Below are 17,429 nucleotides of genomic sequence, written 5' to 3'. Positions count from 1 at the left end.
AACCCGAGGGCCCGTTACCGCTGGGGCCACCGTCTCTTCGGGTCGCTCGCTCGCTTCTTCCTCGTGCTGGAGCGGGCCGGGTCAAGGGTGGGCCGGAGGCCCATCGCCGAAGGCGACGCGGAACGCGCCCTTGAGGCGGGCCGTGGAAGCACGACACTGGCCGAGAAGCGAGCGGCCCAACGGTCACTTCTCGGCACCGGCGACATCAACACCCCCGGGCAGCCCGGGCAGCCCGGGCAGCCCGGGCAGCCCGGGCAGCCCGGGCAGCCCGAGCACCCCGAGCACCCCCGAGCACCCCGAGCACCCCGAGCACCCGTGCACCCCGGCCACCCCCACCCCCCGACCTCTCCCTTCGGCCTCCGGCCCGTCCTCGCTGTACCTTCGTCCTCACGTCGTAGAGGAGAGTCAACGTGAGCAAGTTCGTGCGGCCGGCGGCCGAGGGCGCCGACCCCTTCGGCACCGCCCGTCTGCGTCGCGGTGTTCTCGACGCCTGGGCGACCAGCCCCGCCCGGTTCCGGGAGGACGCCAACGCCGAGGAGGATCTGGTTCTCGGTGGGTACCGGGACCGGCTCGTCGTCGAGCTGGCTCAGAACGCCGCTGACGCCGCCGCGCGGGCGCACGTGCCGGGGCGGTTGCGGCTCACCCTCCGCGACGGCGTGCTCGTGGCCGCGAACACCGGGGCCCCGCTGGACGCGGCCGGTGTCGAGTCGTTGTCCACGCTGCGGGCCTCCGCGAAGCGGGACACCGAGGCGACGCAGGGTGCCGTCGGCCGGTTCGGGGTCGGGTTCGCCGCCGTACTCGCCGTCACCGATGAACCGGCGATCGTGGGGCGGCACGGGGGTGTGCGCTGGTCCCTCGCGGAAGCGAGGGAGCTGGCCGCCGACACCGCTCGGCACAGTCCTGGGCTGGGGGACGAGGTGCGGCGGCGGGACGGGCACGTGCCCCTGCTGCGGTTGCCCTTCGCCGCCGAGGGCACGGCTCCGGACCCGTACGACACCGCCGTCATCCTGCCGCTGCGTGACGCCGCCGCCGCCGATCTCGCCGAGCGGCTGCTCGACGGCATCGACGACGCCCTGCTCCTCGCCCTGCCGGGGCTGGCGGAGGTCGTCGTGGAGGTCAACGGGGAGGCTCCTCGCACGCTCAGCCGGCGGACCGACGGCCCCTTCACCATCGTGGAGGACTCCCGGGACGGCATCACCAACTGGCGTACGGCGTCGGCGAACGGGGCGCTCACGCCCGATCTCCTCGCCGGCCGGCCGGTCGAGGAGCGGTTGCGGCCGCACTGGTCGGTGACCTGGGCCGTGCCCGTCGACGCCTACGGTGCCCCGGTGAGGCCCCGTACGAGTCCGGTCGTGCACGCGCCGACGCCGAGTGACGAGCCCCTCGGTGTGCCCGCCCTGCTCATCGCCTCGTTCCCGCTGGACACCACCCGCCGGCACGCGGCGCCCGGTCCGCTCACCGACTTCCTGGTGGAGCGCGCTGCGGACGCCTACGCCGAACTGCTCGCCGCCTGGCGGCCGGTGCTGGCCGGGATCATCGATCTCGTGCCGGGGCCGCTCGGCAAGGGCGCGTTGGACGGGGCCCTGCGGCAGGCTGTGCTGGAGCGGCTGCCGCGTACCGCCTTCCTGCCCCCGGCCGTCGAGGCGAAGGGCGACGACGAGTTGCCGGAGGCGCTGCGGCCCCGGGACGCCGAGATCGTGGAGGGGGCCGGGGCCGGCACCGTGCGGGTGCTCGCCGAGGTGCTGCCCACCCTGCTCCCGGCGGGGCTGGAGCGGCGCGTCGAGCTGCGTACCCTCGGGGTCGCCCGGCTGCCGCTCGCCGACGCCGTCGACCGGCTGGCCGGGCTGGAGAAGGAGCCGGAGTGGTGGTGGCGGCTGTACGACAGCCTCGCCGGGGTCGATCCGGAGCGGTTGTCGGGGCTGCCGGTGCCGCTCGCCGACAGGCGGACCACGATCGGGCCACGGCAGGTGCTGCTGCCCACGCCGGACGCCGCCCGGATCGATCCGGACGTGCTGGGGCGGCTCGGGCTGAAGGTGGCCGACGCGGACGCCGCGCATCCGCTGCTGGAGAAGCTGGGCGCGCTGCCCGCGACCCCGCGCGCGGTGCTGACCACCCCGCAGGTCCGGGCCGCCGTGGCGGGCTCGCTGGAGGATGACGGCGGTTTCGGCTGGGAGGAGGACGCGCCGGACGCCGAGGAGCTGGCCGACACGGTGCTCGGGCTGGTGCGGGACGCGGGGCTCGAACCGGGGGACGAGCCCTGGCTGGGTGCCCTCGCGCTGCCCGACGAGGACGGGGAACTCGCGCCGGCCGGTGAGCTGGTGTTTCCCGGCAGTCCCTTCGCCCGGGTGATCCGGGAGGGTGAACTGGCCGCCGTGGACGCGGATCTGGCGCAGAAGTGGGGGGAGCAGCCGCTCGCCGCGTGCGGGGTGCTCGCCGACTTCGCGCTCGTCCGGGCCACGGACGTCGTGCTGGACCCGGACGAGCTGGAGCCCCGGGAGGGCGACTACGCCGAGCCCGACGACGCCGGTCTGCTGGACGCCGTGGACGTGTGGTGCGAGGACATCCTCGACCGGTTCCCGGACAGCCCGGTGCCGCCGGTCGCCACGGAACTCGTCGCCGTCCGCGACCTGGACCTGGTGGACGACGACCACTGGCCCGAGGCGCTCGCCCTGCTGGCCCGGCCCCCGCTGCGGGACGCCCTCACCCAGCCCGTGCGCATCCTGCTGCCCGACGGCACCCATGAGGCCGTACGGCCGTACACCGCGTGGTGGCTGCGCGGGCACCCGGTGCTGGACGGCCGCAAGCCCGCCGGCCTGTTGGCGGCGGGCGGGGACCCACTGCTGCGCGGGCTGTACGACGAGGCCGACGCCACCGGGTTCGAGGACGAGCAGGTGCTGCGGGCGCTCGGCGTGCGCACCTCCGTCGCCGCGCTGCTGGACGAGCCGGGTGGCGCCGCCGAGCTGCTGGACCGCCTCGCCGACCCGGAGCGGCCCGTCACGCCCGCCCAACTGCACGGGCTGTACAGCGCGTTGGCGGAGCTGGATCCCGAGCAGGTGACCCTGCCGGACGAGCTGCGCGCCGTGGTCGACGGGCGGGTGGAGGTCGTGGACGCCGGGTCGGCCGTCGTGGTCGACTCGCCGGACCTGCTGCCGTTCACCTCGGGTGTGCCGCTGCTGCCGGTCCGGCCGGCGCGGGCCGCCGAGCTGGCCGAGCTGTTCCAGGTGCGGCGGCTGAGCGAGTCCGTCACCGGTGAGGTGCACTCCGAGGGGTCGGAGCACGCCGTGCCGGACGCGGTGCGGGTGCTGCTCGGGTCGCGTACGCCGGACACCTATGTGGAGCACGAGGAACTCGTCGTGGACGGCGTGGAGATCGACTGGCGGCTCACCGACGACGGTGTTCTGCACGCGGCCACTGTGGAGGGGGTCGCGGCGGGGCTGGCGTGGGCGGCGGGGCAGTGGCCTCGGCGGTTCGAGGTGGCCGCGCTGCTGGAGGACCCGTCGCGGACGGAGGAGTTGGCGCGGGACCGGTGGTTCGACTGACTCCGGCCGTGCCGCCGGGGTCACTCCTCCCTCACGCACTCCCGCACAGAATGTTCACGGCTCGTACAACCTTTCACCTTGTCCCCGCGTCACATCTGCGGAGTCACCCGACTCCCCAGATCTCAACGTGGGGACCACACATGCGCATCCGTGCCTCTGTCGCCGTCGTCGGCGGCGCCCTGGCCCTGTCCGCCCTCGCCGTCCCGGCCGCCCAGGCCGACGGCAGCCAGGGCGACACGAAGATCACCAAGGTGGTCGTGGACGGCGACAACAAGGTGCAGATCGGCACCTCCAGCGCGGTGACCGTCAAGGTCAGCGTGACCGCCACGGACGACTCGGGCATCAAGGGCGCGGACGAGTTCGACCTCTACGGCCCCGACAACGGGTACGCGACCACGGGCAAGCCCACCTGCACCAAGGTCAACGCCACCACCTCCACCTGCACCGCCTCGGTGAAGATCGACCCGAAGACGGACTACCTCACCAACAAGAGCGCCGGCACCTGGTACGTGGACGCGTGGGTCGACGCCAACGACGAGGACTACATCTGGAAGGAGAAGGCCGGCTCCTTCTCCTTCCAGCGCGCCGCCAAGCTCACCGCCAACGCCTCCCCGGAGCCGGTGAGGAAGGGCAAGACCGTCACCGTGACGGGCGCCCTCACCCGCGCCAACTGGGAGTCCCTGAAGTACGGCGGCTACGGCTCGCAGTCCGTGAAGCTCCAGTTCCGTAAGAAGAGCTCCAGCACCTACACCACGCTGAAGACCGTCAAGGCGGACTCCAAGGGCTACCTGAAGACGACCACCACCGCCACGGCCGACGGCTACTACCGCTTCTCCTTCGCTGGTGGCACGACCACCTCGGCGGTCAGCTCCACCGGTGACTTCGTCGACGTGAAGTAAGCGGCCGGATCCACCGTTCCACACCACTCAGGGACAACACATGCACCTTCGTGCCACCGTGGCCGCCGTCTCCGGCGTCCTGGCGCTCTCCGCCGTCGCCCTGCCGGCCGCGTACGCGGCGGACGGCGGCTCGTCCTACCGCGCCGACGTCCTCAAGGCCGTGGCGCAGCACTCCTCGGGCAAGCCGGCCTTCACCGCCACCGCCGCGCCGATCGGCGACCTGGACGTCTCCTTCTCCGACTTCAAGATCACGAAGGCGATCAAGGTCGGGACGACCAACAAGGTCTCCACCACGGTCACCTACAAGCTGACCCACGGCGCGGACGTCGACGTCACCAGCGACGCGTTCGCCACCGGCCCGCTGATCTACCGGGGCTCCGCCGACGACCCGGAGAACATCCAGGGCGGCAACTACCCGGCCACCTGTGTCGAGACCTCGGCCACCACGGCCACCTGCAAGGGCCCGGTCGACATCAACCCGCGCGAGACCGACGCCGACCTGAAGCTGCGCAACGCGCAGGCCGGCACCTGGCACGGCGCGGCCATCGCCCTGGACTTCGACAGCGAGAAGTCCGCCGTCCAGTTCGGGCTGGGCACCACCCTGGTCCAGCGCAACTCCACGCTGACGGTCAACGCCTCCCCGGAGCCGGTGAAGAAGGGCAAGACCCTCACCGTCACGGGCAGGCTCTCCCGCGCCAACTGGGAGGACCACAAGTACCACGGCTACACCGGCCAGTCCGTGAAGCTCCAGTTCCGCAAGAAGGGCTCCAGCACCTACACCACGCTGAAGACCGTCAAGACGGACTCCACGGGCAGCCTGAAGACGACGGCCAAGGCCACGGCCGACGGCTACTACCGCTTCTCCTTCGCGGGCACCACGACCACCCCGGCGGTCAGCGCCGCGGGTGACTTCGTCGACGTGAAGTAAGCGGCACGGCTCCGGCCCCGGGAGTGCCTGCCGTCGCTCCCGGGGCCGGAACGTTCCCTCTCAGTTGTGTCATGTTCCGGTAATCCCCGGCCCAAATCTGGCCGGAAAGAGGTCTTGCCGTACAACCCCTGCCCTGCCTCGCGGGTCTGATCGCGTGAGTCGACCGACTCCACGATCAACTCTCCCTCCAGGGGAACGTACATGCGCATACGTGCCACCGTGGCTGCCGTCTCCGGCGCCCTGGCCCTCTCCGCCTTCGCCGTCCCGGCCGCACACGCCACCGGTGACTCCGGCACCCCGTACACGCTGAACGTCAGCTTCTCGAACGTCACCATCGCCAAGGCGATCAAGGTCGGCACCACCAACGAGGTCAGTGCCACCTACTCGTACACGCTGACGCACGGCTCCGACGTGGACATCACGGCGAAGGACTTCTACACCGACGCCTTCCTCTACAAGGGCTCGTACGACACCGCGACCGCCGAGGTGTACGGCGACAACCCGGCGACCTGCACCGCCACCTCGGCGACGACGGCCACCTGCAAGGGCACGGTCGACATCTACCCGGCCGACGGGGACCTGCAGAACGCCTGGGCCGGGTCCTGGGGCGTGGCCGCCGAGGCCGTCGCCTTCAACGGCCAGGACCAGAACAACCCCGACCTGAGCAAGGTCGGCTACAAGGACCAGAGCGGTCTCGGCAGCACCCTGGTGCAGCGCTACTCCAAGCTCACGGTCAACGCGGGCCCCGAGCCGGTCGGCAAGGGCAAGACCCTCACGGTGACGGGCAAGCTGACCCGGGCCAGCTGGGACGACCACCAGTACCACGGCTACACGAGCCAGCCGGTCAAGCTCCAGTTCCTCAAGGCGGGCACGACCTCCTGGACCACCGTCAAGACGGTGTACACGGACTCGTACGGCAACCTGAAGACCACCACCACCGCGAACTACGACGGCTACTGGCGCTACAGCTTCGCGGGCACCTCGACCACTCCGGCGGTCAGCGCCACGGCTGACTACGTCGACGTGCAGTAGCGGCACCCGACCGGACTCAGTCCGGGAAGCGGCGGCCGACCCACCTCCACAGGTACTCCAGGGCGGCCGCCGCCACCGCGGCCACGCCGACCGCCGTCCACGGCATGGTCATGCCGACCAACCTCAGCGCGAAGAAGCCCTGCAGCGCGGGTACGGCCAGCACCAGCAGGAAGGCCACGGCCATGGCGGCCACCAGGGCCACCCGCCACCAGGTGTAGGGGCGGGCGATGATCGCCAGGACCCACATGGAGATCAGGAACAGGGTCAGGGTGGCCGCGCTCGTCTCCGCGGCCAGGGCGCCGGGGCCGGTGTAGTGGTGGCGCGCGAGCAGGTACGTGGCGAAGGTCGCGACGCCGGCCAGCACCCCGCCGGGGACCGCGTACCGCATCACCCGGCGCACGAAGTGCGGTCTCGCCCGCTCGGTGTTCGGGGCGAGGGCCAGGAAGAAGGCCGGGACGCCGATGGTGAGCGTGGACAGCAGGGTCAGGTGCCGGGGCAGGAACGGGTACTCCACCTGCCAGCACACCACCAGCACCGCCAGCAGCACCGAGTAGACCGTCTTCACCAGGAACAGCGTCGCCACGCGCGTGATGTTGCCGATCACCCGGCGGCCCTCGCCGACCACCGAGGGCAGGGTCGCGAAGCTGTTGTTCAGCAGCACGATCTGGGCGACCGCCCGCGTGGCCTCCGAACCGGAGCCCATGGCGACCCCGATGTCCGCGTCCTTCAGGGCCAGTACGTCGTTCACGCCGTCCCCGGTCATCGCGACCGTGTGCCCGCGCGACTGGAGCGCACCCACCAGGTCCCGCTTCTGCTGCGGGCTGACCCGCCCGAAGACGGTCCCCGCGTCCAGGGCCTTCGCCATCGCCGGCCGCTCGGCGGGCAGCCGTCGCGCGTCCACCGCCGTGCCCTCCAGGCCCAGCTTCGCGGCGACCGCGCCGACCGAGACCGCGTTGTCACCGGAGATGACCTTGGCGCGGACGTTCTGCTCGGCGAAGTAGCGCAGGGTGTCGGGGGCGTCGGGCCGCAGCCGCTGCTCCAGGACGACCAGGGCGGTGGGGCGGGCGCCCCGGGCCGGCTCGGCGTCGTCCAGGTCGCGGTGCGCGCGGGCCAGCAGCAGCACGCGCAGGCCCTGCTCGTTCAGGCGCTCGGTCTCGGCCAGGGCGGGGTCGTCGGCGCCGAGGAGGACGTCGGGGGCGCCCAGCAGCCAGGTGCTGGTCTCGCCGTCGCCCTCGCTGAACGCGGCCCCGCTGTACCTGCGGGCGGAGGAGAAGGGCAGCGACTCGACGCAGCGCCAGTCGTCGCTGTCCGGGTAGGCGTCGATGATCGCCTGGAGGGAGGCGTTGGGACGCGGGTCGGACTCGCCGAGCGCGCCGAGCACCTTGCGTACGTACGTCTCGTCCGCGCCGTCCAGGGTCCGCAGCTCGGTGACGTCCATGCCGCCCTCGGTGAGCGTGCCGGTCTTGTCCAGGCAGACGGTGTCGACGCGGGCCAGGCCCTCGATGGCGGGCAGCTCCTGCACGAGGCACTGCTTGCGGCCGAGGCGGATGACGCCGATCGCGAAGGCCACGGAGGTGAGCAGCACCAGGCCCTCGGGGACCATCGGAACGATCCCGCCGACCGTCCGGGCCACGGCGTCCTTCAGGTCGTCGTTCTTGACGACGAGCTGGGTGACGACGAGTCCGACGGCCGCCGGGACCATCATCCAGGTGACGTACTTCAGGATCGTGGAGATGCCGGTGCGCAGCTCGGAGTGGACGAGCGTGAACCGGGACGCCTCCTCGGCGAGCTGGGCGGCGTAGGCCTCCCGGCCGACCTTGGTGGCCGTGAACGCGCCGCCGCCCGCGACCACGAAGCTTCCGGACAGGACCGGGTCGCCGGGGCGTTTGACGACGGGGTCGGCCTCGCCGGTGAGCAGCGACTCGTCGATCTCCAGCCCGTCCGCCTCCGCGCACACCCCGTCGACCACGATCTTGTCGCCGGGGCCGATCTCCATGAGGTCGTCCAGGACGATCTCATGGGTGGCCACCTCGGTCGCGACCCCGTCCCGCCGTACCGTCGGCCGGGCCTCCCCGATCACCGCGAGGGAGTCCAGGGTCTGTTTGGCCCGCCACTCCTGGACGATGCCGATGCCGGTGTTGGCGAGGATCACGAAGCCGAAGAGGCTGTCCTGGATCGGCGCGACGAACAGCATGATCAGCCACAGGACGCCGATGATCGCGTTGAACCGGGTGAAGACGTTGGCCCGGACGATCTCCCCGAGCGACCGGCTGCCGCGCACCGGTACGTCGTTGACGAGGCCCCGGCTGACGCGGTCCGCGACCTCGGCGGCGGTCAGCCCGGCCGCGGGGCTTCTCGGCAGGGCCACGGGATGCACGGGGTCGAGTTCGGCGCCCGCGTCTATACGGCTCATGCAGTCGACGTTACGTGCGATGCCGCCCGCCCGCCCACCGCGGAGCACCGAGTGGCCGGCCGTGGCCGGCCGGGCTATTCGGCCGACGGTGCCTTCACAGTCGCCGCCCGCTTCAGCGCGGCGTCCCGCTTCCGTACGTACCAGACCCCGATCAGTCCCAGCCCGCCCCCGGCCAGGCACGTCCACAGCCACCACAGGTGCCCGTGGTCGTCGAACCAGCCGTAGAAGGGGAGCTGGACCAGGAAGAGGACGAACCACACGAGGGTGCCGCCGGTGATCGTGGCGACCACGGGCCCCTCCAGGGGCTCCGGCGCCTCGTGCTTGGGGGTCCACTTAGCCATGCGCACAGCTTAAGCGCCGCCGGGGTCTACGCGCGGAGATAGCGATCTGGCACTCATACGTTCATACTGAAACCGTTTGTCTTTGACCACTTCTGATCGTAGGAAACTCCAACGGGGCTCGGGGGAACCCCGCTGGTGATGAGGTCCCGCATGTCCACCTCGGCACCCGCCAAGGTCCCCACCCCCGAAAAGCCGGGCGGCGCGCCCGCCTACGGCGCCCTCGACCGCTACTTCAAGATCTCCGAGCGCGGCAGCACCCTCGCCCGCGAGGTCCGTGGCGGTTTCGCCACCTTCTTTGCGATGGCGTACATCATCGTGCTGAACCCGATCATCCTCGGCAGCGCGAAGGACATGTACGGGCACCACCTGGACAACGGCCAGCTGGTGACGGCGACCGCGCTGACGGCCGCGTTCACCACGCTGCTGATGGGCGTCATCGGCAACGTGCCGATCGCGCTCGCCGCCGGCCTCGGCGTGAACTCGGTCGTCGCCCTCCAGCTCGCGCCGCGCATGTCCTGGCCGGACGCCATGGGCATGGTCGTCCTCGCGGGCATCGTGGTCATGCTGCTGGTCGCCACCGGGCTGCGCGAGCGCGTGATGAACGCCGTGCCGTTCGGCCTGCGCAAGGCGATCGCGATCGGTATCGGCCTGTTCATCATGCTGATCGGTCTGGTCGACTCCGGGTTCGTCACCCGGATGCCCGACGCCGCCCAGACCACCGTGCCGGTCCAGCTGGGCACCGGCGGTCACCTCACCGGCTGGCCGGTGCTGATCTTCATCCTGGGCGCGCTCCTCACCTTCGCGCTGATCGTCCGCAAGGTGCCGGGTGCGATCCTCATCTCCATCGTCGGCATGACCGTCCTCGCGGTGATCATCAACGCGGTCGCCACGATCCCGTCCTGGGGACTGACGGTCCCGAAGTGGCCGGGCAACCCGGTCGCCACTCCGGACTTCGGCCTGGTCGGCCAGGTCAGCCTGTTCGGCGGCTTCTCCAAGGTCGGCGTGCTGACCGGCATCCTCTTCGTCTTCACGGTCCTGCTGTCGTGCTTCTTCGACGCGATGGGCACGATCATGGGCATCAGCGACGAGGCCAGGCTGACGGACGCCGAGGGCTACATGCCGGGCATCAACAAGGTCCTGTTCGTGGACGGCCTCGCGGTCGCGGCGGGCGGTGCCAGCTCCTCCTCGGCCACCACCGCCTTCGTGGAGTCCACGGCCGGCGTCGGCGAGGGCGCCCGTACCGGCTTCGCGAACGTCGTCACGGGCGGCCTGTTCGCCGTGGCGCTGTTCCTCACCCCGATCGCCACGATGGTCCCGTCCCAGGCGGCCACCCCGGCGCTGGTCGCGGTCGGCTTCCTGATCCTGTCGAACTCCATCAAGGAGATCGACTGGGCGGACTACACCCTCGCGATCCCGGCGTTCGTGACGATGCTGATGATGCCGTTCACCTACTCGATCACGAACGGCATCGGCATGGGCTTCATCACCTTCACGGTGCTGCGCCTGGCCGCCGGGCGGGCCCGGGAGATCCCGGCGGCGATGTACGTCGTCTCGGCGGTCTTCGCCTTCTACTACCTGATGCCGGCCCTGGGCCTGACCTGACCGGTGGGCGTCAGGTGACGCCGTAGAACTTCTCCGTCTCCTCGACGGCGGCCTGGAACCGCTCGTCGAAGTCATCCCGAATGAGCGTCCGGACGACATAGTCCTGGACGCTCATTCCTCTTCTGGCCGCGTGGTGCCGGAGCCGTTCGAGCAGCTCCCCGTCTATCCGCAGGCTGAGCACACTGGTCCCCATGTGTACGAGGGTCGCCACATCCGGCCGCCCGATGCGTCACTTTCCGGAACCCGGTCACCCGTACGGGTGATCGGGGGGTTCAGTGGCGGGTGTCACGGGCATCTTGGGCGCGTCCGACTGGTCTTTAGCGAGAGTAATGAGTTACGCTAAAGAACATGCCGGACCTTACCCATGGCGACGACGCAGCCGCCGTGAACGCACTCCGCTCCGCCGTGATGCGGCTGTCCCGTCGCCTCAAGCACCAGCGGGTCGACGAGTCGCTGAGCCCCACCGAGATGTCGGTGCTCGGCACCCTCGCCCGCTGCGGCTCCGCCACCCCGGGCGAACTGGCCCGCAAGGAGCACGTCCAGCCGCCGTCGATGACCCGCATCGTCGCGCTGCTCGAAGCCAAGGGGCTGGTCCGGCTGGAGCCGCACCCCGAGGACCGGCGCCAGAAGGTCGTCACCCAGACCGAGCAGGCCGAGGCCATGCTCGAAGAGAGCCGCCGCAAGCGCAACGCCTTCCTGGCCGGCCTGGTCGAGGGCCTCGACGAGGACGAGTGGGCCACTCTGCGCGCCGCCGCCCCCGTGCTGGAGAAACTCGCACACCTGTAAGCGCATGATCCAAGGAGGCGAACCCTTTTGAGTACGGGATCCGGAACACCTTCCGCCCCCGCACCGACCACCCCTACCACCACCGTTTCCCGTAAGTCCTCGATGTTCAGCTCGCTGAAGATCCGGAACTACCGCCTCTTCTTCATCGGCCAGGTCGTCTCCAACACCGGCACCTGGATGCAGCGCATCGCCCAGGACTGGCTGGTCCTCAGCCTCACCGGCTCCTCCGCTGCCGTCGGCATCACGACGGCCCTGCAGTTCCTGCCGATGCTGCTGTTCGGCCTGTACGGCGGCGTCCTCGTGGACCGCCTGCCCAAGCGCCCCACCCTGCTGGTCACCCAGACCGCGATGGCCGTCACCGGTCTCGCGCTCGCCGCGCTGACCCTCTCCGGCCACGTCCAGGTCTGGCACGTCTACCTCGCGGCCTTCGCCGTCGGCCTCGCCACGGTGGTCGACAACCCGGCCCGGCAGTCCTTCGTCTCCGAGATGGTCGGCCCCGAGCAGCTGCAGAACGCGGTCAGCCTGAACTCGGCGAACTTCCAGTCCGCCCGGCTGGTAGGCCCCGCCGTCGCCGGCCTGATGATCACCGGCGTGGGCACCGGCTGGGCGTTCCTCGCCAACGGCCTGTCCTTCGCCGCGCCGATCGCCGGCCTGCTGCTGATGCGCGCCCGCGAGCTGCACGTGGTCGAGCGCGCGCCGCGCGGCAAGGGCCAGCTGCGCGAGGGTCTGCGGTACGTGGCGAAGCGGCCGGAGCTGATCTGGCCGATCGTCCTCGTCGGCTTCATCGGCACCTTCGGCTTCAACTTCCCGGTGTGGCTGTCCGCCTACGCGGACGACGTCTTCGACGCCGGAGCCGGTGCCTACAGCCTCTTCAACACCCTGATGGCCGTCGGCTCCCTGGGCGGTGCCCTGCTGGCCGCCCGGCGCGGCACGGCCCGGCTGCGCGTGCTGATCGCCGCCGCGCTGGCCTTCGGCGCCCTGGAGACCGTGGCCGCGGTGGCGCCGTCGTACTGGCTGTTCGCGCTGCTCATGGTGCCGATCGGGGTCTTCGGCCTGACCGTCAACGTCACCGCGAACACCGCCGTGCAGATGGGCACCGACCCGGCCATGCGCGGCCGGGTGATGGCCCTGTTCATGATGGTGTTCATGGGCGGTACGCCGCTGGGCGCGCCGGTGGTCGGCTGGATCACCGACACCTACGGCGCCCGGGTCGGCTTCGCGGCCGGCGGTGTGGTGTCGGCGGCGGCGGCCGGGGCGATCGGCCTGGTCCTGGCCCGCATCGGCGGCCTGCGCCTGTCGGTGGGCTGGCACCACGGCCATCCGCGGGTCCGGTTCGTGCCGCGCGAACAGGAGCAGCTGGCGACGGCGGCGTGAGCCTCCCGGCCGGTTTCCGGCAGGGGTCTCCCGGAGGGGCAGGGCCCTGCACGCTTCCCCGCTGCCTCAAGGGCGTGGGCGGTGCCCCCACTCGCCGCACCGGCCCCAGACCCGAGTACGTCCGGTACGAGGGCCTGGGGCCGGCACTCCCCGGGCCTTCGGCCGCACCTGACGCCGCGCGGCCCGCCGCCCTTCGGGCGACGACGCGCATGGTCGGACAGGCCCTAGCCGACCCTGCGGGCCAGCACCTGTCCCGGCCAGTCGTCCGGGCCGTGGGTGTAGGTGTGCGTCGGGGTGAAGCCGTTGGCCTCGTAGTAGGCGACGAGACCGCGGTCGCCGCCCGCGTAGCAGTCCACGCGGAGCAGGCCCACGCCGGCCCGCCGGGTCACCTCGGCGGCGTGCGCGAGCAGTGCGCTGCCCACGCCCTGTCCCTTGAAGCGGCGGTCGGAGGCGAGCCAGTGGATGTACCGCTCCGGCTCGCCGGGCGGCGGAAGGTGGGACAGGTAGGCGCCGGGCCCGTCGGTGAGAGTGAGCGTGGCGGCCGGTACGCCGTCCACCTCGGCGATGTACGTGGTGCCCTGGTCCACGGCTCGTGTGACCGCCTCGACGGTCTTGGTGTGCTCCGAGAGCGGCTCGGTGCCCCACTGGCCGGTCCGCCCCTGTGAGACGAGCCACTCCACACTGCTGTCGAGCATGCCGAGTATCGCGGGCAGGTCGTCGGGGCCGCCTTCTCGAATGGTGATCGTCATGAGCCCATCATGCCCGCCGGGGTCTGGGATCGTGAGGTGCATGAGACTCTTCGCCGCCGTAGTGCCCCCCGGGGACGTCGTGGAGGAACTCGCCGCGGAGGTGGCCCGGTTGAGGCAGCTGCCGGGTGCGGGCCGGCTGCGCTGGACCGCCCGCCCCGGCTGGCACTTCACCCTCGCGTTCTACGGTGAGGTCGCCGACGACGTCGTACCCGCCCTGTCGGACCGCCTGGCGCGCGCGGCCCACCGTACGGACCCCTTCCCGCTCTCGCTCGCCGGCGGCGGCCAGTTCGGCCGGGGCCGCGCGCTGTGGATGGGCGCCCGGGGAGACGTGGAGGCGCTGCGGCTGCTGGCCGACCGGGCGGAGGCGGCGGCGCGGAAGGCCGGGGTGCCGATGGGGGAACACCGGCGCTACACGGCCCATCTGACGCTGGCCCGCAGCCGGGAGGCGGTGGACGTACGGCCGTATGTGGCGGGCCTCGCGGAGTTCGCCGGCCGGACCTGGACCGTGGCCGACCTGGCGCTGGTGCGCAGCCGGCTGCCGGCGTCCGGGGTGCCGGGGGAGCAGCCGCGGTACGAGGTGGTCGAGCGGTGGGCGTTGGGCGGGGCCGGTTAGTCTCGCATACGTGGACCCGAAAACCCGGAACCGGATCATGGCCGGTGCGCTCGTTCTTCTGTTTGTGGTGGTGGCCTTGGCGTCGGCCGTCAGATAGCGGTTCGCCCGGGGCGCGGGGACCGCGGCTGCGGACCGTCCTCGGCCGGTCGCGGCCCCGCCGCCCCTGCGGGCGCTGACCCTTCCCGGCGTTTACCAGGCGAACGCCTCCGGGGACGGGCCCGGGCCCGGGAAGATCTCGTCCAGGCCGGCCAGCAGGTCCTCGCCGAGCTCCAGCTCGACCGCCCTGAGGGCCGACCCCAGCTGTTCGGCGGTGCGCGGGCCGACGATCGGGCCCGTCACGCCGGGGCGGGTCAGCAGCCAGGCCAGGGCCACCTCGCCGGGCTCCAGGCCGTGCTTGTCGAGCAGGTCCTCGTAGGCCTGGATCCGCGCGCGGGCCGCCGGGTCCTTGAGGGTGTCGGCGGCCCGGCCGGAGGCGCGGCGACCGCCCTGGACCTCCTTCTTGATGACACCGCCCAGCAGACCGCCGTGCAGCGGCGACCAGGGGATGACCCCGAGGCCGTAGTCCTGCGCGGCCGGGATGACCTCCATCTCGGCGCGGCGCTCGGCCAGGTTGTACAGGCACTGCTCGCTGACCAGGCCGATGGTGCCGCCGCGGCGGGCGGCGATCTCGTTGGCCTGGGCGATCTTGTAGCCGGGGAAGTTGCTGGACCCGGCGTAGAGGATCTTGCCCTGCTGGACGAGGACGTCGATCGCCTGCCAGATCTCCTCGAACGGGGTGTTCCGGTCGATGTGGTGGAACTGGTAGAGGTCGATGCGGTCCGTCTTCAGCCGCTGCAGGCTGGCGTCCACCGCGCGCCGGATGTTCAGCGCGGAGAGCCTGTCGTGGTTGGGCCAGGCGTCGCCGTCGGCGGCCATGTTGCCGTACACCTTGGTGGCGATGACGGTCTTGTCGCGCCGGCCGCCGCCCTTGGCGAACCAGTTGCCGATGATGGACTCGGTCCGGCCCTTGTTCTCGCCCCAGCCGTACACGTTGGCCGTGTCGAAGAAGTTGATGCCCGCGTCCAGCGCCGCGTCCATGATCGCGTGGCTGTCGGCTTCGTCGGTCTGCGGACCGAAGTTCATCGTCCCGAGGACGAGCCGGCTGACCTTGAGTCCCGTGCGTCCGAGCTGCGTGTACTTCATGGTCCACCAGCCAACGGCTTGGAGTGCGCTCAAGGCAAGGGCGTGGGGGCAAGCGCTGTCAGGAACGCGTGCGGGGGCCGGCAAGGTCCTGCCGGCCCCGGCACGCGCGCGTGTCACGAGCCGCCGTTCAGTTCGGCAGGTCGCCGAACATGCCGGGCTCGTAGGAGCCGCCCTGGTTGTGGACGATCACGCCGAGCCGGTTGGCCGCGTTGATCACGGCGACCAGGTAGACCAGCGCGGTGCTCTGTTCCTCGTCGTAGTGCTTGCGCACCTGGGCCCAGGTCTCGTCGGACACGCCCGGGTGGGCGTCGGCGATCCGGGTGCCCTCCTCGGCGAGGGCCAGCGCGGCCCGCTCGGCCTCGGTGAACACGGTGGAGTGGCGCCAGGCGGCCACCAGGTGGAGGCGGACCGCGCTCTCGCCGGCCGCCGCGGCCTCCTTGGTGTGGAGGTCGACGCACCAGCCGCAGCCGTTGATCTGGCTGGCGCGCAGCATCACCAGTTCCTGGGTGGCCCGGGGCAGTGTCGACCGCATGATCCCGAGGCTGAGGTCGGCGAACCGCTTGCCGAGCTTGGCGCCGAGGCCGTTCGTCATCAGGTTGAGACGGGGTTCCATGTCGTGGTCCTCATCGATCGGGGTCGGTACCGCGCCACGTCGTCGGCGCGGCGTCCTGTCGACCACGAGATGCCGGCCGGCCCGCCGGTGTGACAACCGCGGGTGTGTGACCTGCGCCACCCCACGGCCGGGGCCGACGGGGTGTCAGAGGGGTGCCGTAGGGTGCGCGCAGCCACATCACCCCTGGAGAGTCCCGTGTCCGTCCGTGCCCGGCTCTGTGCCGTCGTCCCCGCGCTCCTGCCGTCCGCGGAGGCGGACGTCCCCGAACTGCTCGGCCTGCCGGGCCGCCGCCTGCTGGCCCAGCGCGGCGACGACGCGCTCTGGGTCCAGCCCCTGGACGACGCCTTCGCACCGACGGGGGACCGGGTGCGGCTGCCCGCGCCCTGGCCGCGCCGGCGCGGGACGTGGGCGGTGGCGCCGGACGCGAGCCTGGCCGTGTTCGCGGGCGTCCACGCGGTGCGGGCGGTGGAGCCGTCGGGGGCGACGCGCTGGGAGGTCCGGCACGGCTGCTGGTACGGCGCCTGCCGCGAACTGCACACGTCGTACGAGGAGTACGGCGACCGCGCCGACCACCGCTACCCGGAGCGCGGCTCGGCCGGGTTCTCCGTGGACGGGGCGTACGTGTGGGCGCACATACGCGGGTCGCTGACGGTGGGCGAGTTGGGCCCGGGCGTCGTCGACGAGTGGCTGCTGCTGGACGCGCGGGACGGGCGGGTGCTCGCGCGGGCCGACGCCGGGGCCGCGGCGTCGGGCAGCTTCCATCTGCCGCACCCGGCGGATCCGGGGCAGATGGGACTGAGCATCGGGGAGGGCCAGGACGGGTCACCGCTGCGCTGGGGCCGCTGGGACGGAACGGAACTGTCCGTCCGTCACGTCGAGGGCGATCTGGTGCTGGTGGGCCTGAGTCCCTCGGGCGAACGGCTGATGACGGTGGCGCACGACCAGGACGCGCTGGCGGTCCGCGACACCTGCGGCTTCGTGCTGGAGGACCTGGAGTGGGACGCCGGGACGGCCGTCTCCCGGCATCCCGGGGCCGAGCCCGACAACGACGAGGCGCTTCCCTTCTGGGACTGGGCGGGCGGCTTCCTGGACGAGACGACCCTGATCTGCTCGACCGTCGAGGGCGACGAGGAGTGGGGGCAGGGCCGGCACTGGCTCCTCGACACGGCGGGTACGCGCACGCCGATGGAGGTCACCTATCCGGTACCGGTCGGCATCCGGCCGCCCACGGCCACCCTGGGCGACGGCAGGTGGGTGACGCCGGCCGACTCGGGGGAGGCGTTGTACGTGTGGGAGCGGGGCTAGGTCCTGTCGTCAAACTCCCGTCGTCCGCCCGGAGCGCGGCAGACGGGAGTTTG

Annotated in this window: 15 protein-coding genes; 9 read left to right on the top strand and 6 right to left on the bottom strand. The window is 71.8% G+C overall.

What is annotated here, in order from left to right; translation table 11 throughout:
• Positions 1-410: 410 nt before the first annotated feature.
• From AB0L21_RS15910 to AB0L21_RS15895, 4 genes are all read left to right on the top strand, one after another.
• Positions 411-3,539, top strand: a complete 3,129-nt coding sequence (locus tag AB0L21_RS15910; protein ID WP_365784515.1) for a molecular chaperone Hsp90 — start codon at positions 411-413, stop codon at positions 3,537-3,539.
• A gap of 140 nt (positions 3,540-3,679) precedes the next feature.
• The gene (locus AB0L21_RS15905) at positions 3,680-4,438 is read left to right on the top strand and encodes a calcium-binding protein (protein WP_365708991.1); all 759 of its coding nucleotides are present in this window, start codon (positions 3,680-3,682) and stop codon (positions 4,436-4,438) included.
• A 40-nt stretch (positions 4,439-4,478) separates the two neighbouring features.
• A complete protein-coding gene (locus AB0L21_RS15900) occupies positions 4,479-5,366 on the top strand; it encodes a hypothetical protein (protein WP_365708993.1) in 888 nt (295 codons plus the stop codon).
• Positions 5,367-5,567: 201 nt separating this feature from the next.
• Entirely contained in the window at positions 5,568-6,398 is an 831-nt protein-coding gene (locus AB0L21_RS15895) for a hypothetical protein (protein WP_365708995.1), read from the top strand.
• A 16-nt stretch (positions 6,399-6,414) separates the two neighbouring features.
• On the opposite strand, the gene AB0L21_RS15890 is transcribed toward AB0L21_RS15895, so the two are convergent.
• Positions 6,415-8,811: an HAD-IC family P-type ATPase gene (locus tag AB0L21_RS15890; protein ID WP_365784514.1), complete on the bottom strand. Its 2,397-nt coding sequence runs from the start codon at positions 8,809-8,811 to the stop codon at positions 6,415-6,417.
• Positions 8,812-8,885: 74 nt separating this feature from the next.
• A complete protein-coding gene (locus AB0L21_RS15885; protein ID WP_365784512.1) occupies positions 8,886-9,152 on the bottom strand; it encodes a DUF2530 domain-containing protein in 267 nt (88 codons plus the stop codon).
• A gap of 150 nt (positions 9,153-9,302) precedes the next feature.
• On the opposite strand from AB0L21_RS15885, the gene AB0L21_RS15880 reads away from it, so the two are divergent.
• Positions 9,303-10,754: an NCS2 family permease gene (locus AB0L21_RS15880; protein WP_365709001.1), complete on the top strand. Its 1,452-nt coding sequence runs from the start codon at positions 9,303-9,305 to the stop codon at positions 10,752-10,754.
• A gap of 10 nt (positions 10,755-10,764) precedes the next feature.
• Here AB0L21_RS15880 and AB0L21_RS15875 read toward each other — a convergent pair whose 3' ends face one another.
• Positions 10,765-10,947 carry a ribbon-helix-helix protein, CopG family gene (locus tag AB0L21_RS15875; RefSeq protein ID WP_030642981.1) on the bottom strand — a complete coding sequence of 61 codons (183 nt, stop codon included), beginning with the start codon at positions 10,945-10,947 and terminating at the stop codon, positions 10,765-10,767.
• Between the two features lie 155 nt (positions 10,948-11,102).
• Between AB0L21_RS15875 and AB0L21_RS15870 the strand changes: the two genes are divergently transcribed.
• Both AB0L21_RS15870 and AB0L21_RS15865 read left to right on the top strand, forming a co-directional pair.
• On the top strand, positions 11,103-11,540 hold the full coding sequence (locus AB0L21_RS15870; RefSeq protein WP_365709003.1) for a MarR family transcriptional regulator: 438 nt from the start codon (positions 11,103-11,105) through the stop codon (positions 11,538-11,540).
• Positions 11,541-11,642: 102 nt separating this feature from the next.
• Positions 11,643-12,914 carry an MFS transporter gene (locus AB0L21_RS15865; RefSeq protein WP_365784510.1) on the top strand — a complete coding sequence of 424 codons (1,272 nt, stop codon included), beginning with the start codon at positions 11,643-11,645 and terminating at the stop codon, positions 12,912-12,914.
• A gap of 224 nt (positions 12,915-13,138) precedes the next feature.
• Here AB0L21_RS15865 and AB0L21_RS15860 read toward each other — a convergent pair whose 3' ends face one another.
• Positions 13,139-13,663 (bottom strand): GNAT family N-acetyltransferase, encoded by a 525-nt coding sequence (locus tag AB0L21_RS15860; protein ID WP_365709007.1) that lies wholly within the window; start codon positions 13,661-13,663, stop codon positions 13,139-13,141.
• Between the two features lie 40 nt (positions 13,664-13,703).
• On the opposite strand from AB0L21_RS15860, the gene thpR reads away from it, so the two are divergent.
• Complete coding sequence (gene thpR / locus AB0L21_RS15855) at positions 13,704-14,276, top strand: RNA 2',3'-cyclic phosphodiesterase (RefSeq protein WP_365784508.1); 573 nt, start codon at positions 13,704-13,706, stop codon at positions 14,274-14,276.
• 189 nt (positions 14,277-14,465) lie between these two features.
• On the opposite strand, the gene AB0L21_RS15850 is transcribed toward thpR, so the two are convergent.
• Positions 14,466-15,458, bottom strand: a complete 993-nt coding sequence (locus AB0L21_RS15850; protein ID WP_365709011.1) for an aldo/keto reductase — start codon at positions 15,456-15,458, stop codon at positions 14,466-14,468.
• 127 nt (positions 15,459-15,585) lie between these two features.
• Positions 15,586-16,071 (bottom strand): carboxymuconolactone decarboxylase family protein, encoded by a 486-nt coding sequence (locus AB0L21_RS15845; protein ID WP_365784506.1) that lies wholly within the window; start codon positions 16,069-16,071, stop codon positions 15,586-15,588.
• 195 nt (positions 16,072-16,266) lie between these two features.
• Here AB0L21_RS15845 and AB0L21_RS15840 point away from each other — a divergent pair, with 195 nt between their 5' ends.
• The gene (locus AB0L21_RS15840) at positions 16,267-17,376 is read left to right on the top strand and encodes a hypothetical protein (RefSeq protein WP_365784504.1); all 1,110 of its coding nucleotides are present in this window, start codon (positions 16,267-16,269) and stop codon (positions 17,374-17,376) included.
• Positions 17,377-17,429 lie beyond the last annotated feature (53 nt).

The organism is Streptomyces sp. NPDC052721 (genome assembly GCF_040678315.1).
Taxonomy (GTDB): domain Bacteria; phylum Actinomycetota; class Actinomycetes; order Streptomycetales; family Streptomycetaceae; genus Streptomyces.
Note: the sequence above shows the minus strand (reverse complement) of the source record. Positions and strands in the feature narration are given on the sequence as shown.

Excerpts from the sequence above, each read along its gene's own strand:
- AB0L21_RS15905 (WP_365708991.1), top strand. The coding sequence starts at position 3,680 with ATGCGCATCCGTGCCTCTGTCGCCGTCGTCGGCGGCGCCCTGGCCCTG.
- AB0L21_RS15900 (WP_365708993.1), top strand. The coding sequence starts at position 4,479 with ATGCACCTTCGTGCCACCGTGGCCGCCGTCTCCGGCGTCCTGGCGCTC.
- AB0L21_RS15895 (WP_365708995.1), top strand. The coding sequence starts at position 5,568 with ATGCGCATACGTGCCACCGTGGCTGCCGTCTCCGGCGCCCTGGCCCTC.
- AB0L21_RS15890 (WP_365784514.1), bottom strand. The coding sequence starts at position 8,811 with ATGAGCCGTATAGACGCGGGCGCCGAACTCGACCCCGTGCATCCCGTG.
- AB0L21_RS15885 (WP_365784512.1), bottom strand. The coding sequence starts at position 9,152 with ATGGCTAAGTGGACCCCCAAGCACGAGGCGCCGGAGCCCCTGGAGGGG.
- AB0L21_RS15880 (WP_365709001.1), top strand. The coding sequence starts at position 9,303 with ATGTCCACCTCGGCACCCGCCAAGGTCCCCACCCCCGAAAAGCCGGGC.
- AB0L21_RS15875 (WP_030642981.1), bottom strand. The coding sequence starts at position 10,947 with ATGGGGACCAGTGTGCTCAGCCTGCGGATAGACGGGGAGCTGCTCGAA.
- AB0L21_RS15870 (WP_365709003.1), top strand. The coding sequence starts at position 11,103 with ATGCCGGACCTTACCCATGGCGACGACGCAGCCGCCGTGAACGCACTC.
- AB0L21_RS15865 (WP_365784510.1), top strand. The coding sequence starts at position 11,643 with ATGTTCAGCTCGCTGAAGATCCGGAACTACCGCCTCTTCTTCATCGGC.
- AB0L21_RS15860 (WP_365709007.1), bottom strand. The coding sequence starts at position 13,663 with ATGACGATCACCATTCGAGAAGGCGGCCCCGACGACCTGCCCGCGATA.
- thpR (WP_365784508.1), top strand. The coding sequence starts at position 13,704 with ATGAGACTCTTCGCCGCCGTAGTGCCCCCCGGGGACGTCGTGGAGGAA.
- AB0L21_RS15850 (WP_365709011.1), bottom strand. The coding sequence starts at position 15,458 with ATGAAGTACACGCAGCTCGGACGCACGGGACTCAAGGTCAGCCGGCTC.
- AB0L21_RS15845 (WP_365784506.1), bottom strand. The coding sequence starts at position 16,071 with ATGGAACCCCGTCTCAACCTGATGACGAACGGCCTCGGCGCCAAGCTC.